A 23,726-nucleotide genomic window follows, 5' to 3' on the forward strand; every position below is an offset into this window, starting at 1 on the left:
GCTATGCCGCCAGCGCGGTGCCGAAAGCCGAAGCGTAGACCAGCTCACCGTTCTGAGGCGCCTCGCCCAGGCCTGGGCCTGCAGCGCTTCGCCCTGATACTCGCTGGCGAAACCGGCTGCACGCTCGTGGCTGTAGCCGAAACGGCCATAGTAGGCTGGATCGCCCAGCACGATTGACAGGTTTTCGCCGGCATCCTTGAGGCGGATGTGAGCCTCGCGCACCAGCGCGCCACCGATGCCCGTGCCGTGGAAATCCGGCTCGACCGCAAGCGGCGCAAGCGCCACCGCAGGGAACTGCCTGCCACCGTTCTCGACATAGAGGCGCGAGAACAGGATATGGCCGACAACCTGGCCCTCTTCTTCAGCAACCAGTTCCAGGACGGCATCGCCTTCGGTGACAATCGCATCGACGAGACCAGCTTCGGTCTGCTGGCCGAAAGCATGTTCTTCAACGAGGCGGATCGCCTCGCGATCCCGCGGCGTCGCCGCGCGTATCGACATCATGCTCATGACAGTTTCATTCCTTCTTCCAACTTTGCGCCGCGCAGGAACTCCTGTGCGGTAACGGGCTTGCCACCCGCACGCTGCACCTCGACCAGCCTGACCGCGCCTGACCCACAGGCGACCGTCAGCCGGTCGTCGAGAATTCCTCCCGGTTCCCCCATGCCATCGACTACAGTCGAACGAAGCAACTTCAGTCGTTCGACACGGCCGCCGATCGTGGCCTCGCACCATCCGCCGGGGAAAGGCGAAATGCCGCGAACATGATTGTGGACCACATCCGCGGGACGGGTCCAGTCGATCCGGGTCTCCGTCTTATCGATCTTCGCGGCATAGGTCACGCCCTTGGCGGCCTGTTCCACAAAGCTCAACGTGCCCGCCTCCAGCCGTGACAAGGCCTCGACCATCAGTCCGGCGCCCGCCACCATCAGTCGGTCATGCAGTTCGCCGGCCGTCATATCGGGATCGATCGCCAGTTTTTCAACCAATCCGACCGGACCGGTATCCAGCCCCTGTTCCATCTTCATGACCATCATGCCGGTTTCGGCATCGCCGGCCATGATGGCACGCTGGATCGGTGCTGCACCACGCCAACGTGGCAAAAGCGAGGCGTGACCGTTGAGGCAGCCAAGGCGCGGCGCATCGAGGACGGGCTTTGGCAGCAGCAGACCATAAGCGACAACAACGGCAACATCGGCGTCCAGAGCCCGAAACGCGACCTGTTCGGCCTCATCCTTCAGCGAGACTGGCGTATGCACGGCTATGCCGAGCCGCTCAGCCTCACGCTGCACCGGCGAAGGCGTCAATTCCAGGCCGCGCCGGCCGGCGGCACGCGGTGGCTGGGTATAGACGGCAACAATGTCATGCCCGGCCCCGGCCAGCGCACGCAACGTCGCGACCGAAAAATCAGGCGTGCCCATGAAGACCACGCGAAGCGCCATGAATGTGTCCCGGGTCAGCCCACCAGGCGGCTCGGCGCCTTGTCGCGGGCAAGCTTCTTGAATTTCTTGACCACCATATCGCGCTTCAGCTTCGAGATGTGGTCGATGAACAGCACACCGTTCAGGTGATCGATCTCGTGCTGCAGGCAGGTGGCCATCAGCCCATCGGCTTCGATCTCCTGCAGGCGGCCGTCGCGATCCAGGTAACGGACCCGGACGGTGGCCGGCCGCTCGACCTCGGCATAATAGTCGGGGATGGACAGGCAACCTTCCTCATAGACCGAGCGCTCGGAACCGCTTTCGAGAACGTCCGGATTGATGAAGACATGCGGAGCAGGCGGCTCGCCTTCCTTGGCGAGATCGATCACCAGCATGCGTAGAGGCTCCCCGATCTGGATCGCGGCCAGACCGATGCCCGGAGCGTCGTACATTGTCTCCAGCATGTCATCGGCCAGCTTGAGCAACGGTTCGTCGATGCGCTCGACCGGCTTCGAAACCTGGCGCAGGACGGGATCGGGAAGAATGATGAGCGGCTTGATCGACATATCGCTCACCTAAAACCTTGCAGGGAAAGCGTCAACCGCACTGCCGTCAGCATGTTCATGGTTTGATCTTCTCCTGTCGCAAGAATCGTTTATGCTGGTCGGATGAACGACCTCAGTTCCATCCTTTCCGAACCTGTAGCCCGGCTCGGTGCGACCACAGTCACGCTGGGCCAGGTGCTGGGTTTCGTCGTGTTTCTCGTCCTTGTCCTGTTCCTGGCGCTGATCGTCGCCTTGTGGCGCGCTGCCAAGGCGCGCAGCATCGCCGCGGCCGAAGCGGCAGATCACGCCCGTGACGCCGAAGCCCGCATGGCCGGCATCCTGCAAAGCCAGGCCGAAATGCAGGGCCGCATGGGGGCTCTGGCGGAGGTATTCGGCGCGCGCCAGGCCGAACTGACGCAGTCAATCGGCCAGAGGCTCGACGCGATGACCGGCCGTATCGGTCAGACGATGACCGAGCAGACGAAGTCGACGCATGAAAGCCTTGCGAGGCTGCAGGAGCGACTGGCCGTGATCGACACCGCGCAAGGCAATATCCAGTCACTTGCCGGACAGGTGGTGCAGTTGCAGGCGATCCTCTCCAACAAGCAGACGCGCGGCGCCTTCGGTCAATCTCGCATGGAGGCGATCGTTGCCGACGGACTGCCGCACGGCTCGTACGAATTCCAGGCAACACTTACCAATGGCAGCCGGCCGGATTGCCTGGTGAAAATGCCGAACGCCGCGCCATCGCTGGTGGTCGACGCCAAGTTTCCGCTCGAGGCCTGGAACGCCATCCGCGCCGCCGAAAGCCCCGAGCTGCAGAAGGTGGCAGCGCAGGCGTTCCGGCGCGATATCGAGGTGCACATCCGCGACATCGCCGAGAAATATCTTATCCAGGGCGAGACCCAGGATACCGCATTCATGTTCGTGCCCTCGGAATCGGTGTTCGCCGAGATCCACGAAAATTTCGAGGCGCTGGTGCAGCGTGCCCATCGCGCCCGCGTCGTCATCGTCTCGCCGTCACTGCTGATGCTGTCGATCCAGGTCATCCAGGCGATCCTGAAGGATGCGCGCATGCGCGAACAGGCTCACCTGATCCAGGGCGAAGTGATCCGGCTGATGGAGGACGTCTCGCGCCTCGATGAAAGGGTCCGCAAGCTGCAGACCCATTTTGGCCAGGCCTCGAAGGATATCGACGATATCCTCGTTTCCTCTTCCAAGGTCACCAAGCGCGGCCAGAAGATCGAGGCGCTGGAATTCGGGGGAACGGAAAGCGCCGACGAAACGGCGGCCGGGCAAGCCAAAAACGGGTCCGCGCCACGGAGCGCAGACTCCAAGACCGGGCAGCTCAGGCTCCGCGTGGTCGATCCCGACGACGCCTGATCGTTCCTGGCCGCATGCCGGCGCTCATTGCGCCTCGATCGTCGTCTCTACGCTCTCGAAATGCGGCAGCCAGCGCAGCGCCGATCCGTGCCATTTTTCCGATCGCGGCACGAGATCCTGCCGCTGTCGGGTGGTGCCGATCCTGATGCCGTAGATCTTCGGGCCATCGCCAGCGCCGACGACGTAAAGGTGTGAACCGCACTCCCCACAGAAGGCCTGCAGGCGCCTGGCGCCGCTGCTGCCGGTCTTCACATAGATTTTGGGCTCGCCCTTGATGAGCCGGAACTGCGCTTCCGGCGCCGGAACCGTGAGGCGAAAAGCCGTGCCGGTAAGCTGCTGGCAGTCAGCGCAGTGGCAGATCGAGGCTGTGCCGGGATCGACCTCCGCTTCATAGGCAATCGCGCCGCAATGGCAGCTACCGTCGATCTTCATGGTTTTTCTCCCGATGTTTCAGGCAATCTAGCGCTGCAGAGCAGCCGGGCAATGGCTGTTTGCAACTGGCCTCATCAGTGTTGGAGCGGAATGCGGCCAGACGACCCGGCATTCCGCTCATCCCCTTGTTTTGCCGCATGATCCTGGTTCGAACAGCCTGCGACTTTTTGGGATCATGCTTTGGCGGGTGCCTTGCTCTTTGCAAGATCTGTTGTTTCATTGGTTCCTGTCCCAACGGAGGAGCGAATCATGGCTAAAGGTTCGATGAGACCGGGCAAGGAAGCCCGCAAACCCAAGAAAGACGCCAAGAAGCCCGCAGCCGCACCGGCGATAAAGGCAACGCCCGTGCAGGCAACGCGCATCAAGGACAAGTGAGGCCAGCTGGCACGCAACCAGCGCTTCGCAGCCGGCGCCTGTCGCGCCGGCTGTAAGTCCGGTGTTCCGGGAAACGTGCCCTACACCTCGCGCAGCCCGCGCCGGAATGCGGCCATGAACGGTTCCATCAGATAGGCAAGAACCGTCCGCTTTCCCGTCACGATCAGCACTTCGGCGGGCATGCCAGGCATCATGACGATGCCATCGTCCAACGCTTCCAGTTCACTTTGCGGCACCTCGACCCTGGCAAGATAATAGGACTGGCCGGTTGTTTCGTCGGTCACCCTGTCGGCAGACACCGATTTGACCGTCCCGGTGACACGCGGCATGCCGCGACTGGAATAGGCCGTCAGGTGAACGGTCGCCTGAAGGCCCGCGGCCACGACATCGATGTCGCTGGGCGATACCCGCGCGTCGATCAACAGTTCCTCATTGGTCGGCACGATGTCGAGGATGGCCTGGCCCGGCCCGATCACACCGCCAGAGGTCTTGAACTTGAGGTTGGCTATCTTGCCGGTGACCGGCGCGGTGATGACGGTGCGGTCGAGTACATCCTTGCTGGCATTCAGCCGTTCAGCCGCATCGATGTAACCTGCCCTCGCCTTCTCCAGCTGATCGGCGATATCGGCCGACTGTGTGGCTCTCAGCGACATGCTCTGGGTGTCCAGTTCACCGATCTTCTGCTCCACTTCGGCGATCTGACCCATGAAGCTGCCGCGATCACCGTCCAGCGCCGCCTTTGACCGCTCCAGCTTCAGTGTCTCGGAGCGAGCCAGCAGTGCCTTGTCGACCAGGCTCTTCTTGACGCTGTGTTCCTGTTCGGTCAGCGCAAGCTGCGCGTCGACGCTGACCACCTGCGCCCGCAGACCCAACAACTGCTCTTCGAACTGGCGCTTGCGAACATCGAGGATCTGCAATTGCGCCTCGAGCGAGGAACGACGCTGGTTGAACAGCAGGGTCTGGCCGGCGATGATCTTTCTGGCCCGCTCATCGGCGCTGGCCAGAAGGTCTGGTGGAAAATTGATCTCGCTTTTGTCCTCCTGCTCAGCGCTCAGGCGCGCCTGTGTCGCCTGCAGCGTTCGAGCCTGCTCCAGATAGAGGTCATAGAGGGCCGCCGCCTGCGTGCTTTGCAAGGTGACCAGCGGATCGCCCGCACGAACCAGATCGCCGTCGCGTATCCTCAACTCCTTGATGATGCCACCCTCTAGATGTTGAACGGTACGCCGGCTCCCATCGGGACTGACAATGCCGGTCGCTGTCGCTCCCTCCGCCATCGGCGCCAAGGCCGACCAGGCAATACCGCCGATGATGAACAGATAGGCGAGAGCCATCCCGTAGCGAACAGGCATTCGGACAACCTCCTGCAATCTGGGCGGCTCGACCCTGGCGTCGATGACATTCGGCGAACTCCGGACGAGCGCCTGCGACTTACCGGGCTGAAGTTCTGCCATCCCACTCTCCCCCTGGAAGCATCTCACACACCCATCTCAAGCGATCTGTTCGACCTGAGACTCAGATGGCCCACTCGTCTGCGGTTTGGAATCCGTGTCTTCCTCGGCCTGCGTTTCGGCCCTGATCACATGCAGCGGCGCGCGCTCTCCCTCCTTGGCGATGGAGCGCAAGCGGACCAGAACCTCGTCGCGCGGCCCGAACAGGTGCAGGCGGCCATCGCGCAGGAAAAGCACCTTGTCGGCCTGGGCAAGCGTCGACGGACGATGGCCAACGATGATCAAGGTCCTCCCCTGTGCTTTCAACTCGGCGATCGCGGCCGCCAGAGCGGATTCACCCACCTGATCCAGATTTGCATTTGGCTCGTCGAGCACGACGATCCTCGGAGATCCAAACACGGCGCGGGCAAGACCGACGCGTTGACGCTGGCCACCTGACAGGCGCGAACCTGAATCGCCGATCGGCGTCTCGTAACCCTGCGGCAGGCGCTGGATCATGTCATGGGCATGCGACAGCCTGGCTGCATCGATTACCGCCTGGTCCTCGGCTTTGGCCATGCGCGAAATGTTGTCGCGCACGCTGCCGGAAAACAGCTCGACATCCTGCGGCAGGTATCCCATTGCCTCGCCGAGCTGCTCGTTGTTCCAGTGCTGGACATCGGTGCCGTCGAGGCGCACGGTTCCGGACGTTGGCAAAACGATGCCGGCGATCAGGCGGCACAAGGTGCTCTTGCCACTGGCCGACGGGCCGATGATCGCAACGGCCTCGCCGGGCTGGAACGCGACGCTCAGATTGTCGATGATGGCGGGCCGCCCGGGCTGGACAAGGTAGGAGACGTTCTCAAGCGTGATGCGCCCCTCCGGCTGCGGCAGGCGGATGCGGTAGGGCTCTGCGCTGACATTCTGCAAGCGCTCCGTCAGCCTTGCATAGGCGATACGCGTCTGACCGAGATTGCGCCAGATCGCCATCAGGTGCTCGACAGGTGCCAGGGCGCGACCGAGCAGGATCGACGACGCAATCATGACGCCGCCCGTGGCGGCGCCCTGCAGCAGCAGATAGGCGCCGAGGCCAAGCGTTGCCGACTGGACGAACAACCGCACGAACTTCGTGATGCCGACGATGGTTGCGCCGCGTTGCGAAGCCACATCGGAGGCGCCGAGAAAGGCATCGTTGCTGACACGGAAGCGATCAAGCAGGCCTGGCAGCATCCCCATCGCGCGGACCACTTCCGCGTTGCGGATCGTCATGTCGGCGTGCTGGAGAGCCTGGATCTGCGAGGTGCTCGCGACGAGGGCCGATTTACGTGTCACCATCTCGTTGAGAACGCCCAGCAGGACGAGAAGGATCGTCGCGGCGAGCGCGAAAGCACCGAGCGCCGGGTGCAGCAGCCAGATCAGCAACAGGAAGACCGGTGTCCATGGGAGGTCGAACAGTGCGGTCGAGGCCTGCGACGACAGGAATGACTGCACCTGGCCAAGATCACGCAGCGGCTGGGTGCCGGCCTGATCGCCAAGCAGGCGCGCGCGGACGCTGCCGGCAATGATGACGGGACCCAGGCGATCGCTCAGCCAGTTTGCAGCGCGCGCCATGATGATGTTGCGCAGCATGTCGAGCAGGCCAAGCACGAGCAGCGCTACGCCGGCCATGATCGTCAGCAGCACCAGCGTTTCCAGATGGCCGGTGACCAGGACGCGGTCGTAGACCTGCAGCATGTAGATAGGCGAAGCCAGCATCAGCAGGTTGATGGCAAGACTGAAGACCGCAACGATGATCATTGCGGACTTCACTTGCCCCATCGCATCGTCGAGTTCCGTCTTTCTTGCCTTGCGGGCTCGTGAACCGGCGATTGCCATCCCATCCCTCCGTTTTCAGTTCACTCAGGCCAGAAGCGCGGGATCGACGAACAGGTCGTGCGAAACGAAGCTGCTGAACGCGTTGGTTATGGCGGCATCCGGATTTGTGGTCGTGCGCTCGCCGAGCACGACGAAGGTCGAGCTCTCCATGCCAGGCGCGGTGCTGGCGACCCGCGCGACCCAGTAGGCGAGGCCGCTGACCGTGAGTGACGCCAAGGACGCCGAGACGGAACCCGGGTTTGAGCGGATAAAGACATCTTCGCCCGCCTGATAGTCGAAGATCAGATTGTTTGTGCCACCCAGCACCCGGAATGTGTCCTGGCCCGCCAAACCGCCGTCGGAAACACCGTCGCCGAAGACGGTCTTGGTGCCCGTACCTGTGATCGAGAGAATGTCGGCGCCGCTGCCGCCGCGCATCTGGTCATTACCGCCGCCGCTGATCAGCCGGTCGTTGCCGCCGCCGCCTACAAGCGTGTTGGTCAGCGCATTGCCGATGAGCAGGTCGCTGAAATTCGACCCGGTCAGGTTTTCGATGCCGCTCAGCTGGTCGCCTTGCGCATGGCCACCAATGCCAATCGCCGCACCAGTGTTATCGAGTTGCACGAAGACACCCGCCGTGGAGCTTGAATAAGAAGCCGTATCAATACCGTCTCCTCCACCTAGCACATCGGCCCCATCGCCGCCATTGAGGATATCGTTGCCCATACCTCCCTCGAGGCGATTTGCACCCGAGGCGCCAATGAGTTCGTCATTGAATGCCGAACCTATGATGTTCTCCACCGCGACAAGCACGTCGTTTTGCGCATCGCCACCACTCGACAGCACGCCGGATGTCAGACTGTCGGAGAGAACGGCGCGAACCGCCGCCGCGGACGTCGAGTAGTCGGCAGTGTCGACGCCATCACCACCGATAAGGAATTCGGTGCCGGCATTGGCGCCGCCGCGAAGGAAATCGTTGCCGGCGCCGCCATCGAGGCGATTGGTCAAGCCGTCGCCAATGAGAGTGTCGTCGAAGGATGAGCCAATCAGGTTTTCGATGCCGCTCAGGATATCGCCTGCCGCATCGCCACCGGCCGCCGTCGCGCCGGCGAGGTTGACCGATACGGCCGCCGATGAAGTCGAATACTCAGCGGTGTCATTGGTACCCATGCCGCCATCGATGCGATCGGCACCCGCGCCTCCGACAAAGATGTCGTTCAGTTCGCCACCCACCAGCATGTCGTCAAAGGCCGAACCGATGATGCGCTCGATCAATTGCAGCTGATCGCCTTCGGCATCGCCACCGGCGCCTGTGCCGACTGCCAGGGGATCGGCGACGGTGGTGTTGAGATGGATCGTTATCGCCGCTGCCGAAGTGGAATAGTCGGCCGTGTCGACGCCGCCCTGGCCAATCAAGGTGTCGGCGCCACCGTTGCCGGCAAAGGTGTTGGGATTGGCGTCGCCGACCAGGATGTCGTTCTGTCCGGAGCCGACGATGTTCTCGATGCCGATCAGCTGGTCGCCCGCCGCAGCTCCACTGACGGAACCTGTCGCAAGGTTGATGCCGACGGCACCGCCCTGCGAATAGTCCACGGTATCGACACCCGCGCCGCCATCCATGTAGTCAGCACCAGCGTCGCCCTGCAGTATGTCGTTGCCAACCCCGCCGAGAAGACGGTCGTCGCCGGAAGATCCGACCAGCCGGTCATTGCCAGCGCCGCCGTCGACCAGATCGTTGCCGTCGCCGGCCTGCAGATCATCGTCGCCAGCTTCGCCGAACAGCTGGTCGTCGCCGATCGACGCGGTCAGGAAATCATCGCCTTCGCCGCCATGCATGACATCGTCGCGGAGGCTGCCGATCAGCTCGTCATTGCCGCTGCCGCCATCCATGAAGTCATCGCCGTCACCGCCGGTCAGCAGATCATCGCCTGGGCCACCATAAAGCGTGTCATCGCCGAAGCCGCCGATGAGCGTGTCATTGCCGCTTCCGCCGAAGAGGCGATCGTCGCCGAAGCCGCCGTCGAGCGTGTCATTGCCGCCGCCGGGGGCATCGATCCCATCCGGAATTCCGTCGCCGTCAATGTCGTCGGCAATGCCATCCTGGTTGGCGTCATTGGCGCCGTCACCGATCAGAACATCGTTGCCGTCCATCCCGCGCAGCAAATCGTCGCCGGCATTGCCGATCAGCTGGTTGTCGAGCTTGTTGCCGGTCAACGTGTCGTGGAACGCCGAACCGGTGATGTTTTCGATTCCGCTCAGCACATCCAGCGCGGCATCTCCGCCGGAACCACGCGCGGTACGCTGCGGATCCATGGGCAACCCCACCATCACCTTCAGGCTCGAGGTTGAATAATCGGCCGTATCGATGCCGTCACCACCGTTCAGCGTGTCCGCGCCGGCACCACCGCGCAGCAGGTCGTTGCCGGCACCGCCGTTGAGAATGTCGTTGCCGTCGCCGCCATCGAGCACATCGTCGGTGGCGGCGGCGTTCAGCGTGTCGTTGCCGGCTCCGCCATCCAGATGGTCGCCGCCGAGAGAGGCAGCCGCTACGGTGATGACGTCACTGCCACCCAGCCCTTCGATGCGATAGCTCCCATCCGCCGGCTGGGTGAAATTGTCCGCGTTGTTGGAGAGCTGGATCAGCACGAAGGGATCCGCCGCCAATGCAGCCAGTCCCGCCGATATGCGGGGGTTGGAGGCTGCTGTCGAGGACGCAGGTGCAGATACTGCCTCGTTGGCCGCAGCGGTGATCTTCTGGCTGCCGATCTGACGGGATATCGATATCTTGCGCATCTGAGCCTCTCTCCGTCTGCCCTTTGCCTAGACAGGATTTCTGCAAGGGCACCCAACTGGAGCTTAGCGGCGATGCGGCGGCGGCGGCACAACGCTTAGGTGGAGTTACACTTCAGGCGTAGACGACGACGTCTTTGGTAGGATCAAGTGGCTCCTCTCGGATCCAACCACCGACCTAGCCTATAGAAAAAAGGCCCCGCGCGAAGCGGAGCCTTTTTCGGTCGGGCTGCAGCGATGGGAGGATGCGCCGCAGTCGACTGCGAAGGTCATCAGCCGGCAGCCGCGTAGCCGGTTGCCGTGATGCTCGACCACTCGTTTTCCTGAACCGCAACGACGAGATTGAGGTCGGTTGCAGTGTCATGGCCATAGGCCTGGACGTCGATCGCAAACGTGGCTTCGTTGCCGTTGATGTCGACGCAGACGTCGATGTCGTGATTGACGTCGAGGTTGCTGTCGATATCCGAATACAGGTCGAAGTCGATATCGATGTTGGAATCGAAATCGTACGAGGCGTCCAGATTCACGTCGGAAGGATCACAGTAAAAAGTCATTTCACTCTCCTTGTCGCTTTGATTATGTCCGGAATTAATGTCCGGCACATTCAAATCCTAGAACTAATCCCCGACATCATCAAATATTCAAGTGACGTAAATTCTCTATCTTGCAGAGTAATACTTTAGATACATCAAAGCGAATGTGATATAAACTGAAAAACAAAAAGCATCCACCCTCAGAGGGTGGATGCCAAAAGTTTCAAGTTTCAGCTATTCAGCCAAAGACGGCCAGAAGGTCCCCCAGCTGAAAGGTGAGTTGCGCATCCGTCAACGCCGGATTGGTATCGGCATCCGCGGCTATGGCATGCATGATCGTGGCCGTTTGCTGCGCGCTGAACGCTCCTCGCATTGGCATCGCGCCAAATTCGGGATTGTTGGCGAAGAATTCGTCCAAGGTGAGCGTCGAACGCTCCCCATCCAGGCGTAGCGTCACGACAAGGTCATCCCGATCGCCTCGGTCGCGTTCCATCGAAATCGTCCGCGAACCGGCGGCGATCAACACATCGAGATCGTCGATGGCAAGCCGGTCACCGCCACTGACCGAAAAATCGACGATGGTATCGTCGTCGAACGTTCCGGTGATGAGATAGGTGTCGCCCCCCGCGCCTCCCCTCATCAAATCGTCGCCGTCGCCGGAAGAGGAGCCTAGCCGGAAGACATCGTTGCCGGCGCCGCCCGAAATGTCGTCACGGCCATCGCCTCCGTCGAGCAGATCGTCGCCGCTGCCGCCTGTGATCAGATCGTTGCCATCACCGCCGACGATCAGGTCGTTGCCGGCGTCACCTGAAAGGGTGTCCTTGCCATCACCACCAAACAGCCAATCGTCACCATCGCCGCCACCGAGATTGTCGCGGCCATCGCCGCCAAGGGCCGTGTCGTTGCCGCCACCACCACTGATGCGGTCGTCGCCATTGCCGCCAAAAAGCCAATCATCACCACCGCCGGCACGTATGGTGTCGTCACCACGATCTCCACGGACAAGCGAGTCGCCATTGCCCGTTACGATGTTATCGTCCCATCTGGTGCCAACATACTCTGTGTAGACAACCTGGCTGTCGACAGCCGACGTGGCCGAAACGACGCTCGAGGAATATTGATCGTCCAAAGCAACGGCATCGGCCTGGAGGTCGACAAAGCTGTTCTCGCCATGTGCGATCACATTCGCATCAAAAGTTGCCAGATTGCCCTGCAGCGACCCTATGCCGGAACGGCAACTCTCGACGGCAGCGTCATGGGCCTGATGGGCAGGAGCGAGGCCCGTTTCGAACGCAAAGCTCGCACCGATCGCCGAAACGACCGTCTGCTGGCTCATTCCGTGTGAGTCGGAACCGGTGACCGTCCTGCTGTTGGTAACCGAAACATCGGCGTCGGTCATCGCGACCATCGCCGACGCCATGGCGAATGGCGATTGATCGCCATAGGCCCGCGCGGCCGCCTGTGCTCCGACCGCTGCGATGGCAAACGAAGCGAGTCCACGGTCGATGGTGGTCAGATGGACCTGCGTGTTGGAAAACGTCGCTTGACCGAAGGCATCCGCGCTTGCCTGTGCGGAAACGCCGATTGCACTTTGCGCCGTCACCGTGCGCACCTGCACGGCCTGGGCGGATGGTTGCCACAGCCGTGCTGGTGGCCTTTGCTTGAATTCGACGTGCCCATGGCAAACTCCTCCATTGCGCGACAAGCATAGTCTGCAAGGAGGTGCCGGAAACGGCTTCATAGCGCTGATCGCCTTGATTGCAGACCTACGCCTTCCGGCTGAGCACCGTTGGAGCGGATGGTGCACCTAAGGCGGGTTCTGTACCTTGGTCGACAGGGTAAGCCTTGGAAGTCCAAGGGAATTCGGCGGCTCGTCCGGCATTCACGGCAGGCGCTTTCGATAGCGGCCCGATGCATGTGAAGCGCCTCACATCGGAGGTGTCCTCATTGCGATACGACTGGAGTAATTCCAGCAAAAGCGCGCAGCGTTTTTGCGTCAGGAATTGCACAAACAATGAGTTAGAGCTTTTCCGATTTCCACGGAAACGCTCGATATGAAACGGATCGGAAAGAGGGTTCCGGTGGCGCACAGGCAAGCGCCCACAAACCGAGGAGACTTAAATGACTGGGGATGCACAAAAGGCGGTTGTGCTGGTAGTTGATACTCTGGCGCTGAGATGCGCCGGCATTACGACCTTGATCAACGAATGGGTCAGCCCTCTCGGCAAATCGGCCCATGCGATAGAGCCGGAAAACATCGGTTTCTATTCTCAACCAGGCAATATCGTTTCACTTATCGTCCTGAATATCGGCGGCTCATCGTTGCATGATCTGCAGACGCGGGCGGTCCTGCGGAGTGTGCGGGAGCAGTTCCCGACAACACCCTGCGCCATTCTTTCGGACCGGACGGAAGCGGAAGAGGCTGTGGGCGCCGTGAGCTTCGGCTTCCAGGCTTTCATTTCGACCACCACGCCGCTGGCCGTGGTGCACCAGGCACTTGCCTTCATCATGAATGGCGGCGCGTACTTCCCTCGCGAAGCCCTGTTGGAGATCGCAGACGGCAGAGACCGTGCTCGCCATCATTCGGGCGCAGCGACGGGCAGCGGCCTGACACCCAGGCAGAACCAGGTTCTCGACCGCCTCCGCTCGGGCAAATCCAACAAGCTTATCGCGCGCGAGCTCGACATGCAGGAATCGACCGTCAAGGTTCATGTTCGGCAGATCATGAGCAAGCTTGGGGCGACAAACCGCACCCAGGTAGCCATCATGGCTCTGATGAAAGGGGATCATGCCACGGGTGGGCCGGAGCCGGCCCTTGCCTAGACGGCTTGGCAGCGCGCCGGCAAGAAACAAATCCGCTTCCCGTCCGCTATCCAAGCCGCGCTGCCGCGCGTAGACTTTCCCACGGACAAGGCAGCAAACGAAGTTCAGAACAAACAAAAGCAGAATCTCACTTGAACTGAGATCACGTTGGGGGCACCGATGTTGATGACCAGTCTGGATCAGGAACCTAAACACACACTGGCGAAGTTCGCCCACTATGACCGCGACCTGCTGGACCGGATGTTCGGCGACGCCAAGCCGGAAAAATACCCCGCGGGTCGACTGCTTTTTCTCCAGGACGATCCATCCGACCGTGTCTACGGTCTGCTCGCCGGCTCGGTCGAGATTTCGATCTTCTCAGCCGAAGGCGACAAACTTGTCGCCAACCTGCAATTCCCGCCGAGCCTCATTGGCGAAATCGGGGTGCTGGACGGTGGCCGCAGGACAGCGACAGCCATCTGCAGGTCGGAATGCTCCATCGTGTCCCTGACGCGCAAGCAGGTGCTTGACCGCATCGAGCGGGACCCTTTGCTGGGTCGAGCCATCATCGAACTGCTGTGCAAGCGACTGAGGTGGATCAGCGAAGAGCTCGGCGACCATACCTTCCTCGCCATCGAGGCCAGGCTCGCCAAGCGGCTGCTGCATCTTAGCGAACTGCTTTCCGATGCCGCGGGCTGGATCGCCATCTCACAATCGGAACTCGCGCAGACGCTGGGGGCGACGCGGGAATCCGTCAACAAACTTCTCAACGACTGGCGTGGCCGCGGCCTGATCGCGACAAAACGTGGTCACGTCAAAGTCAATGATCCGGCCCGCCTGCGACGCGTCAGTTCCGAGTAAGTTGCCTCTGATCGGCCAGGCTTGCCGATCAGAGGCCCCGATCTCAATCCTTGATCATCGGGCACGCACTCAGCTGGTGGCCAGACGCCAGTGCAGGAACTGCAACGCTGCACGGCTCGGCATGAAGAAATAGCCTCCGCCGCGCGTCGTTATGAACGACGGCAGGGTCGTCAGTTCCACCGCCCCTTCCCATCGCGGGATGGTAAAGCGTCCCCTCGGCGCCTCTGCATCGCCGGGCTGCCTGCCGATCAGCGGGTCCTTTTCACCGCGCAAGCCGTGGAAATTCTGCGCCGACATCCAGGTCTGCTGGATGAATTCATATTGCCGTTCGAAGCTCGCATTGAAGCAGATGAACAGCAGCCCTTTCTCCGTCTTGCCGTTGCGGTCGAGAACGTAGCTCCGACCCGCTCGCAGGATACGATGCCGCTTCGAGATGCGCAGTTGGGTGTCGATGTCGGTGCCGAGGGAATCACGGGGGTTGGAACGCCTGATATGGGCCCCAAGGGGGCAATGCAGTCCCTGCGGATCTTCGGCGCCGTAGGTGAACTCATTGTCGAGTTCGCGCCCGGGTCCATCCGGATTCCTGGTCAACGACGAGCCGTTTTTCCATCGCCCGACAATGCGGGCACCGATCCACTCTTCATCCACGGCTTCGAAATCATACGTGCCGCTGCCACGCAGATTGGCGGCCTCCTCGCGGCAGTAGTCGTTGAAACGCCCTACATGCTGCTCGAGCTGGCGGATGACGACGAACGAACCGTTGCGGCCAAAATCATGCGTGGCGGCCCGGCCGTCGACCGGTTGGCCGTCCGCGTCGATCGCCAGCAGGCGCCCCTCTGCGTCAAACTCCGCGGGTGTCGTCGGGCTGGGCGGGTAGAAACCGTGCTCATCCCGATAGCCGAACAGGAATTCGCCTGCAGCGATCTGGTGAATGGGGCTTGAATTGTGGTTGCGCCGGCGCCGTGTGCCCTTGATCACCGGCTGGGATACACCGTCGACGAAACCGAAATGCTCCCGCGCCGGGCGTTTCTCCTCATCACCCTCCGCGACATGTTTCACCGGACATCTGGCGCTGCTGCGGTCGATCATGAGTGGAACGACTGCCCTTGATATCAGCCCGGTTCTGTTGGCAAGCTTGCCTATGTCCAGCACCATTCCATCCAGCTTTGCCTTGTCGGCGGCATAGCAGATCATGGCGAGATCGACGGGTGTCGTCTTGGAACCCCACGACCAGTTTTCAGGTGCGCTGTCGCCCTGATCGTCAAGGATGCGGCTACGATAGTCATTCGCCATGCCTTGCCTGAAGGTCGGCGGAAAACTGCCGAGTGCATCGCTGTCTGGATTGCCGGCGAAGCCCAGCTTGGTCAGGCCCTGAGGGCCAAAGACACAGAACATCGCACGCGACGGCGGTTTGCTGTCGCCGAAACTCGTGTGTTTCAAAAGATGCGCCAGCACCTCCTGTCGTTGCGCTACAGAACTCCCGTCACCGACTTCGAACGCAAGCATGACGGCATGTTCGAGATTGCCGAGCGGTCCGAATATGAGGGACTGTATTTCGCCGCTTTCCAGGCTCTCTACCGACGTCTCACTGGCCTGGTTCAGAAGCGCCCGGGTCAGCGACGGTTTGATGCCATCCTGCCGAGGCAACGAAGTGAACAGGCTCAGCCAGTCGCGTGCCTGGCTCGCGCGCGCGGCATGGAAGCCCTGCCTGATGCGCGAGTTCTTACGGATTATCGTGGTGTTCAGCTCCGGATAGGCCGAATACCAGAAAGAAGTCGGAATCTGCTCGGCGCGAGCCCAGCGCTTGAAGCGGTCGCCATCTCGACTACCGTCCAGGAACAGAAAACGTGTCCTGGGAAAACCTCGGGTGTTGCTCCAGATGCCGGTCAGGCCGGCGGAGGCCTTGGTGACGAAATCCTCCAGGTAGCTTTCCCAGCTGCCGCCATAATTGCTGAAGAAAACGAGGCGGTCGGTGCGTGGAATCCTGACCCAGCGCGCGAAATGGATCGTATTTATGTCGGCGAGATACCCTGGCCTGTATGCGCGCCGGGCAGCGATTGAAATGACGTAGAACGAAAACCGCAGCAGGACCCGCCGAAGCACTCCAGGTTTCAACCACCATCCCGGCTTGATGACGGAGACGGCGGTCATGTGGTTCTGGACGTATCCTTCCTTGTCCTCGCGCTCCTGAAGCTTCGCCAAATTGTCGAGCTTTATTCCAGCGGTGCTGATCTCCTCGCGTTGCTCGATATGCCGCAACCGCAAGGCCACGACCAAGAGCAGCATCCCCATCGCCAGGATCAGTCCGCCGACGGCCAGGATGAAGGAATCGCCAAGGCGCGCCACGGTGCGGAACCAATGCACGCCTTTGTCGAATTGCAGGTAGTAGGTCAGCCAGGTGAAAACCCCGACCAGGACGACCAGCGGTATTGCGGTGCGCAGGTTGAAGATGCTGTGCACTGTAGCCGACAGAAGCGTGCCGCCCGGCTTTTCCAGAAGACTTTGCGCGGGCGAGAACGCCCAGTCGAAATGCTCTTCTTTCTCCAGCTCCTTGCGCACGTCCTTCAATATCTCTCCGGCCGAGGAGCTGTCCGATATCACCGCCGTGGATGGCGGGGCGAGCAGGGTCTGTTGTTCGACAAGCTCCGCAAGCCTGTTCGCCAGCAACTGCTCGGCCTTGATGCGCGCAACGGAATGTCCCGGCGTGCCAGCGAACACCAGCCCCGACATTTCGCCGAACTGCGGCGACACATCGATCGCATGTTTGAGCAGAAAGGTTTCCAGCGGGCCTTTGAGCGAATCGGCCGCAAAACGCTCGAATATCGGTTGCAGTTGCGTCTTCGTCGCGGCGACAAATGCCTCGATCACCGCGCGTTTGCTGCCGTCGCCCGACAGTTCGAGCACGAGATGGAAGCCATCCCCGGTCTTTTTTCCGGCATCGCTTGTCGAAATGGCCGCGAGACTGGCAAAGTGGATGATGCCGGTCTCGTTCAGAGCCGTTCGGATTGCCTCAGCTGCAGGATTGCCGAGGAGATCGACTTCCTTCTGGAGCTGTTTCGCATCGGCCCCGGCGCGCACCGGCACGCACACGGTGACCAGCGCCTGTTCGACAAGACGGTTCTCGGCCGGCGCATCGAACTCCACCATCAGCCTGTCCGGATAGGGACCGATGCGCGTGAGCTTGCCCTCCTTGCCGCGAGCCCGTCGAAAGCCTGGCCTTTCGAATAAGGCACGGAAGGCCTCGGCAACCTGAACGCTGGCGATCGCGGCACCGATGCAGCGATGAATGCCGACCCCGAAAACCATGTTCTCGCTCAAGCTGCGGTCAGGATTGAACGTCCAGGGGTCGCGGACGACCGACGCATCAAACATGGCCGAGCGCGTGAAGGGCAGAACCGACACGTTGGCCGGAATCCTGTACGGGCGCGATCGGCCGACGCCGATCGTCTTCTCCTCGCGCGTGTAGCGCCAGGGCCAGATCCAATGCGGCTTGAAGCGCATGGCCTCGAGCACCGCCTTGTCCAGGCGTGCGTTGTCCTCTTCGTCGACAGCCTTCTTGATGCAGCCGAAGATCTCCGGCCGGCTCAGAACGGCATCGAGGCAATTGGTGCCCCCAAGCAGGTTCGTCGGCGCAAACCCGACGACCATGCCGATCATGATCGCGCGCACCTCCTGCCGGCCAGCAACCTGGCCGCCGTCTTTCGACATATGGATGAGCCGCCCGAGCGGATTGTCGACCACCTCTCCGCGGTCGATCGCCGCCTGGGCGATGTCGATGGAGCGGTCGACCGCCGCGAACATGTTCTTGGCCGCCGCCACGGCCAGTTCGCGCGTGACGGGGTCCGCGTTCCAATCCCCGAACAGGATATGGTTTATGGAGATGGCCCAGTCGCCGAATTGCCGATCGTCCTCGATATCCAGGCCGTAATACTCCCGGCAGATACGTATCGGCACAACGCGCATCAATTCGGTGGCCGCGTCGAATTTCTCGCCGGCATGACGCACGATCTCCTGCGAATGCGTGGCCGCTATGTCCCGCACCCGCTCCTCGACCTCGCTGGGTGGAAACGCGCTGAGGACCACGGACTTTTGCGTGCGATAAAGCTTGCCGTCCTTCAGACTGAGCAGGAAATCGAGACCTCCTGAAAACTCGCGCAACTCGGGGCCATAAGGCGTTTCGAATTCCGATTCACGCTCGAGGACTTCGCGGACATCCTCGAAGCCCAGCAGGAACACGACCTTGCCCACGCGGAAGCGTGGAAGGAGACTGCGCAGGATTCGGAGCCACCAATCCGGGGTTTCCAGGAACCAGCCGATGGCGCGTCCCACAAGGGTCGTCTTGCGCTTGCGCTCGAAGTCGAACGGCGGTGTTTCACTGCCAAGAGGCAGGCTGGCCTGGCCCTTGAGAACTCCTTCATAATATTTGGTCGAGAAGCCCATTCCGACGATCCCCCCGGAAAACGCAAAGACGTGCAGGCTATGCTATGAACCGGCCTTCACCGGGTAAGTGATCCGCTTCACATTGCTGCCTGGCGGAGCGGCATAAACTCGAGCCTTGGCCTGGCTCAGCCGGCCGCGTCGAAATTGTCCAGCAGCCGCTGGTTGATGGAGCCGTCCGCGAACGGGATCCAATCGATCCAGCTACGGCTGAATCGCGGATGCCTAGCCTCGAACAGAACGCGCTCGGCACGAGCCTCCGCGACTTGCCCGCTGCGCACAAGCGCGCCGATCTTGAGAAATCGCGGATAGAAATAGTCCTGGGCAAAAGACAGCGAACGCTCGGCGGTTGTTATGACAGCCGGCCAATCCTCCAGCAGCGTGTACGCCGCTGCCAGCTCACCCAGCGTGTGAAAGCGATAGTTCTCGAAAGGCGACAAGCGATCAGCCCGCTTCAGAACGGTGATCGCCTCCTGCGGACGCGACGCCATGAGCCGGGCACTGCCCATGGCCTGGTAGGCCAACACAAAACTCGGGTTGTAGTGAAGCGCCTGCTGCAGGAAATCCTGCGCAACAAGCGGGCGTCGCCGCAGCACTTCGATGGAGCCCAGAAACGCATATGGACGGGCATCCTGACTGTCCACCAGCAAGGCCCGCTGCGACAACTCGGCAACCCGGGCAAGATCATCGGGCTCGCCGCGGTTGAGCCAGCCGCGCCAGAGATACCACCAGGCCAGTTCGCTGAGCACCGTGCCCGAATTGGGGTCTTCGTCATAGGCCTGCTGGAACAGCTTGAGGGCCGCATCCATGTCGGCGCGCGTGCGCCGTTGCATATGCCAGCGGCCACGGCGCACAAGTTGCCAGGTTTGCAGCCGCTCCCACGGAATCTGGAAGGTACGCACCTGTTCGACCCGATCGACCTCTCGCTCAAGGGTGGACACGATTTCTCCACCGAGATCGTCCTGGAGCTGGATGAGTTCCTCAAGGCCGCGCTCGAACCGGCCGGACCAGACCACACGGCTGTTGCTGCTGTCGGTGAGCGACGCACTCAACCGGATGTGCTTGTCGAAGCTGGCAACCGAGCCCGTCACCAGATAGCGCGCGCCAAGAAGATTGCCGATCGCTGCGGTTCCCAGCCACTGATCGCGGAACTGGAAGCTGGAATCGCGCGCGATGACCGGAAGCGATCGTGTCGCCGCAAGCCCGTGGATGATGTCGTCGACGATGCCGTCCGCCAGATAGTCCGTCGATCGGTCGGGACTGCTGTTCTGAAAGGGCAACACCGCGATGGCCGGCTGATGATCCCTGGAATCGGTGTTGACGGGCTGCACGATGGACGAGCGAACCGCGGCGAATGCGAGAGACTTCGTCTGGGCTGAGGCAGGCGCGGTAACCAGGATCCTGACCGGCAAGGCGATGTTCTTGAGCTGCATCGGGCCGAGATCGGTGAATTCGACCGAAAACCTGCCGCTGATATGTTCGTGCGTTGTGCCTGTTATCGCGACACCGCCCGGCGGCGAGAACTCCTGCAACCGTGCCGATATGTTCACGCAGTCGCCGAAAGTCCCATCTTCGCTCTGGATGACCACACCCGTCGCGACGCCGATGCGGAACGGCATGCGCAGGTTTTCCGCCTCGCTTGCATTGAGTTTGTCGAGCCGAAGCTGAGCTTCCAGCACGGCGCGCAGCGCCTCGACAGGGCTGCCGAACTCCGCCATCAGGCTGTCGCCCGCCGCCCCGAAGATACGGCCACCAAATTCACCGACCGTTTCAGCTATCAGGTTTCGCCGTTCATGGAAGATCCTGACGGCGGTTTCCTGATTTTCGTTCATCAGGCGCGAGAAGCCGACTGCGTCGATGGCGCAGATGGTGGAAAGCTGCCGGATCGCCTGCTGATCAACCATTCATGTTGATCTCAAAACCTCGTTAGCCCTCAAGCCGACACAAGCCTGAACCGGCGGTCTCAAGGCCGATGGCAGATACTTTGAATCGCAGAACGATTTGAAGTACTTCGCCATTGTCCCCACCTGGGCAAAGCCAAGAGGACGCTAGCACGGATTTGGACACCCGCAAATCATTAGAGTACAAACAACTACTGACTTGCCGTGCAATTTTGACCGAGGTCGGCATCTAACTGCAATATGCCGATAGATGAAACGCTCCGCAGCGAAACCGCCACGGAGCGTGCAGGACCTATTCGGCGATATCGACGCTTTCGAAACGGTGCGAACCGAGCGGGTCCATGACGTAGCCCGTTATCTTCTTCGACATCGGCAGCGATACGGTCGAATGGTCGAGTGTGGCCCAGGGCGCCTGTTCTTTGAACAGGACCTGAAGCTCGTGATACATCCTGGTACGTTCCGACTGGTCGGAGGTGATGCGCGCCTTCTGCATCAGGTCTTCGACCGGCTGGTAGCACCAGTTGGCGAAATTGGCACCGCCGACACCCGAACAGGCGAAGAAGTAGCTGATCAGATTGTCGGGATCGCCATTGTCGCTGGTCGCGCCAAGGATGATGGCACCATCGCGGTCCTTGTCGCGGGCGCGCTTCACATACTCGCCCCACTCATAGGACACGATCTCGACCGTGACCCCCACCTTGGCGAAATCCGCCTGGATCAGCTCCGCGGTACGCCGCGCGTTCGGCATGTAGGGGCGACTGACCGGCATCGCCCAGATCTTCATCTTGAGATCCTTGACGCCAGCCGTCTCCAGCATCTTCCTGGCCGCTTCCGGATCATATTTGTCGTCCGCCACCGCATCGTTGTAGCCCCACATGCCTGGCGGCAAAGGGTTCTTGGCGACCTGGCCCGTGCCCTGGAAGATGGCGTCGATGATCGCCTGCTTGTTCATGGCCATGTTGAGCGCGCGGCGCACGTCCGCCTTGTCGAAAGGCGGCATCAGCGTGTTGTAGGCGAGATATGCCACGTTCAGACCCGGCTTTTCCATTACCGTCAGGTTGGGATCGGCCTTGAGCTCCGCGATATCGGCCGGCGCCGGGTAAGGCGCCATCTGGCATTCACCTGCCCGCAGTCGCTGGATGCGTGCGGTCGGATCGACGGTGACGGCGAAGACCAGCTCGTCGAGTTTCGGCTTCTCGCCGAAATAATCGGGATTTGCCTGGAAGCGGATGACGGCATCCTGCTGATAGTCGACGAAACGGAAAGGCCCGGTGCCGATCGGCTGCTGGTTCAGTTTTTCCTTGGTGCCCGCGGCCAGGAGCTTGTCGGCATATTCCTTCGACAGAACCGAGCCGAAATCCATCGCCAGCATGGCCAGAAGCGAAGCGGACGGCTGGTTGAGGACGATCTTCAGCGTGTTGTCGTCGATCCTGGAGATGTCCTTGATCAGGTTCTGCATCTCCATGCCTTCGAAGATCTCCCAGCTCGAGCCGGCGATGTAGCCGTACCAGGGGTTGTCTTTCAGGCGCTGGCGATCCAGCGAGAAGATCACGTCATCGGCGGTGAGCTCGCGGCTCGGCGTGAAATAGTCGGTGGTCTGGAACTTCACACCTTTGCGCAGCTTGAAGGTGTATTCGAGCTTGTCGTCCGAAATCGTCCAGCTTTCTGCGAGACCAGGGACCACGTTGGTGGTGCCCTGTTCAAACTCGACCAGGCGGCTGTAGATCGGCTTGGACGACGCATCCCAGGTGGAATTGGTGGAGTAGAGTGCCGGGTCGAACCCTTCCGGTGAGCTTTCCGAGCAGTAGACGAGGCTCTTGGCCAGTGCCTGTCCGCCAAAGAGGCCGGACAGGAGGGCTACGGCGACCCCTGTGACGAGCCGCGCAGCCGAGCGGCTGCGTTGTGAAACAGTCATGATCTTCCCCTTTTTCTGGTTGTTGTTGGCAGTCATGCGATGGCCAGCCCCTCACAGCGCGGACCATCGCTGGATTTACAGCTACTCGGCCCTGCCGCCGGTGGTTTCCAGCCCGCGGCCGGCACGCCAGACCGGATCCGGTCGCGTCCACAGGATATCCGAGGTGATGAGGCTGGCGACCTCACGCGCATGCAGGGCCAGGAACTTCTCGCCCTTTTCTGCAGTGCCCTTGCTGGGGAAGCCCCAGGTGCCGGTCTTCGGTGCGCGCTCGGAGAAGGAGTAGAAACGCGATGCACCGTGCGGCGCCTCGTTCTGGCCCGCCTGCAGCGCCTCGGCTTCCTTGAACTTGTCGGTTTTGACGATGTCACCGGCAATAGCCAGCATGACGGAGGCCTCGCCCTCGCAGGCGTGCTTGGGGCCATCGTCGGATTCGAACAGCGCCGAGGTTTCCTCCTGCGCGAGGAACCATGGTGTCGTCGCCACGATCGGCATGTCGAATTCCACGGCCAGTTCGCGCACGGCGACGGCCAGCGGATCGACATTGCCGCCGTGGCCGTTGACGATGAGCAGGCGTGTGAAGCCGATCGCCTTCAGCGAACGCGCGATCGAACGCAACACGCCGTGATAGGCGGCATAGTCCAATGTGATCGTGCCGCCGAACGGCAGATGATGCTCGCTCATGCCAAGCCAAAGGCCAGGCAGGACGGCCAACGGCACGTCGTCTGAAACCAGCCGCGCCCCACGCACGGCGGCAGCTGCAGCACTCGCCGTGTCGGTGATCACCGGCAGATGCGGCCCATGCTGTTCAAGCGAACCGACTGGCAGGATGGCCAGCGCATTGCCGCGCTCGGCAATCGCCCGCAACTCCGGCGCCGTCATGCGCGCCCATTCGACTTCCCGAACCATGAATTCCTCCTCAAACAGCGGTTGCATCGCCGGGCCGAGCTTATTGGCGGTCGGCTCCAGCAAGCGCTGACCATCTGGTTTGTTATTCCCACCCACGCGGCGAGAATTTCATTTTCCGATCCGCTAAATGATTTTCCTTGTTGT

General features: G+C 61.4%; 16 protein-coding genes and 1 pseudogene. 4 read left to right on the forward strand and 13 right to left on the reverse strand.

Features of this window, described 5'->3' with window-relative positions; translation table 11 throughout:
- Position 1 precedes the first annotated feature (1 nt).
- From ACFJIU_RS26360 to def, 3 genes and pseudogenes are all read right to left on the reverse strand, one after another.
- Positions 2-510 (reverse strand): annotated as a pseudogene (locus ACFJIU_RS26360) (GNAT family N-acetyltransferase).
- Entirely contained in the window at positions 507-1,442 is a 936-nt protein-coding gene (gene fmt / locus ACFJIU_RS26365; protein ID WP_379064952.1) for a methionyl-tRNA formyltransferase, read from the reverse strand. The pseudogene ACFJIU_RS26360 and the gene fmt overlap by 4 nt, the downstream one beginning before the upstream one ends.
- A gap of 14 nt (positions 1,443-1,456) precedes the next feature.
- Complete coding sequence (gene def / locus ACFJIU_RS26370) at positions 1,457-1,987, reverse strand: peptide deformylase (protein ID WP_129412289.1); 531 nt, start codon at positions 1,985-1,987, stop codon at positions 1,457-1,459.
- Positions 1,988-2,089: 102 nt separating this feature from the next.
- On the opposite strand from def, the gene ACFJIU_RS26375 reads away from it, so the two are divergent.
- Positions 2,090-3,349 carry a DNA recombination protein RmuC gene (locus ACFJIU_RS26375; RefSeq protein ID WP_379064955.1) on the forward strand — a complete coding sequence of 420 codons (1,260 nt, stop codon included), beginning with the start codon at positions 2,090-2,092 and terminating at the stop codon, positions 3,347-3,349.
- 24 nt (positions 3,350-3,373) lie between these two features.
- Here the strand turns inward: ACFJIU_RS26375 and ACFJIU_RS26380 are convergent, their stop codons facing one another.
- Positions 3,374-3,781 carry a GFA family protein gene (locus ACFJIU_RS26380; protein WP_379064957.1) on the reverse strand — a complete coding sequence of 136 codons (408 nt, stop codon included), beginning with the start codon at positions 3,779-3,781 and terminating at the stop codon, positions 3,374-3,376.
- Between the two features lie 249 nt (positions 3,782-4,030).
- Between ACFJIU_RS26380 and ACFJIU_RS26385 the strand changes: the two genes are divergently transcribed.
- Positions 4,031-4,156, forward strand: coding sequence for a hypothetical protein (locus tag ACFJIU_RS26385; protein ID WP_101938428.1), 126 nt, complete (start codon positions 4,031-4,033; stop codon positions 4,154-4,156).
- A gap of 80 nt (positions 4,157-4,236) precedes the next feature.
- On the opposite strand, the gene ACFJIU_RS26390 is transcribed toward ACFJIU_RS26385, so the two are convergent.
- From ACFJIU_RS26390 to ACFJIU_RS26410, 5 genes are all read right to left on the reverse strand, one after another.
- Positions 4,237-5,607 carry an HlyD family type I secretion periplasmic adaptor subunit gene (locus tag ACFJIU_RS26390; RefSeq protein ID WP_379064959.1) on the reverse strand — a complete coding sequence of 457 codons (1,371 nt, stop codon included), beginning with the start codon at positions 5,605-5,607 and terminating at the stop codon, positions 4,237-4,239.
- Between the two features lie 36 nt (positions 5,608-5,643).
- Positions 5,644-7,458 carry a type I secretion system permease/ATPase gene (locus tag ACFJIU_RS26395; RefSeq protein ID WP_379064961.1) on the reverse strand — a complete coding sequence of 605 codons (1,815 nt, stop codon included), beginning with the start codon at positions 7,456-7,458 and terminating at the stop codon, positions 5,644-5,646.
- Positions 7,459-7,482: 24 nt separating this feature from the next.
- Positions 7,483-10,230: a calcium-binding protein gene (locus ACFJIU_RS26400; protein WP_379064963.1), complete on the reverse strand. Its 2,748-nt coding sequence runs from the start codon at positions 10,228-10,230 to the stop codon at positions 7,483-7,485.
- Between the two features lie 269 nt (positions 10,231-10,499).
- On the reverse strand, positions 10,500-10,781 hold the full coding sequence (locus ACFJIU_RS26405) for a hypothetical protein (RefSeq protein ID WP_379064965.1): 282 nt from the start codon (positions 10,779-10,781) through the stop codon (positions 10,500-10,502).
- Between the two features lie 217 nt (positions 10,782-10,998).
- A complete protein-coding gene (locus tag ACFJIU_RS26410; RefSeq protein ID WP_379064967.1) occupies positions 10,999-12,372 on the reverse strand; it encodes a calcium-binding protein in 1,374 nt (457 codons plus the stop codon).
- 509 nt (positions 12,373-12,881) lie between these two features.
- Here ACFJIU_RS26410 and ACFJIU_RS26415 point away from each other — a divergent pair.
- Positions 12,882-13,583, forward strand: coding sequence for a response regulator transcription factor (locus ACFJIU_RS26415; protein ID WP_379064969.1), 702 nt, complete (start codon positions 12,882-12,884; stop codon positions 13,581-13,583).
- Positions 13,584-13,742: 159 nt separating this feature from the next.
- Positions 13,743-14,423: a Crp/Fnr family transcriptional regulator gene (locus tag ACFJIU_RS26420; RefSeq protein ID WP_379064971.1), complete on the forward strand. Its 681-nt coding sequence runs from the start codon at positions 13,743-13,745 to the stop codon at positions 14,421-14,423.
- A 69-nt stretch (positions 14,424-14,492) separates the two neighbouring features.
- Here ACFJIU_RS26420 and ACFJIU_RS26425 read toward each other — a convergent pair whose 3' ends face one another.
- From ACFJIU_RS26425 to ACFJIU_RS26440, 4 genes are all read right to left on the reverse strand, one after another.
- A complete protein-coding gene (locus ACFJIU_RS26425; RefSeq protein ID WP_379064973.1) occupies positions 14,493-18,863 on the reverse strand; it encodes a cytochrome P450 in 4,371 nt (1,456 codons plus the stop codon).
- Positions 18,864-18,988: 125 nt separating this feature from the next.
- Complete coding sequence (locus tag ACFJIU_RS26430; protein ID WP_379064975.1) at positions 18,989-20,764, reverse strand: adenylate/guanylate cyclase domain-containing protein; 1,776 nt, start codon at positions 20,762-20,764, stop codon at positions 18,989-18,991.
- Positions 20,765-21,053: 289 nt separating this feature from the next.
- Complete coding sequence (locus ACFJIU_RS26435; RefSeq protein WP_379064977.1) at positions 21,054-22,676, reverse strand: ABC transporter substrate-binding protein; 1,623 nt, start codon at positions 22,674-22,676, stop codon at positions 21,054-21,056.
- An 81-nt stretch (positions 22,677-22,757) separates the two neighbouring features.
- On the reverse strand, positions 22,758-23,582 hold the full coding sequence (locus tag ACFJIU_RS26440; RefSeq protein WP_379064979.1) for a creatininase family protein: 825 nt from the start codon (positions 23,580-23,582) through the stop codon (positions 22,758-22,760).
- Between the last annotated feature and the right edge of the window lie 144 nt (positions 23,583-23,726).

It is taken from the genome of Mesorhizobium sp. UC74_2 (assembly GCF_042701485.1).
GTDB lineage: Bacteria > Pseudomonadota > Alphaproteobacteria > Rhizobiales > Rhizobiaceae > Mesorhizobium.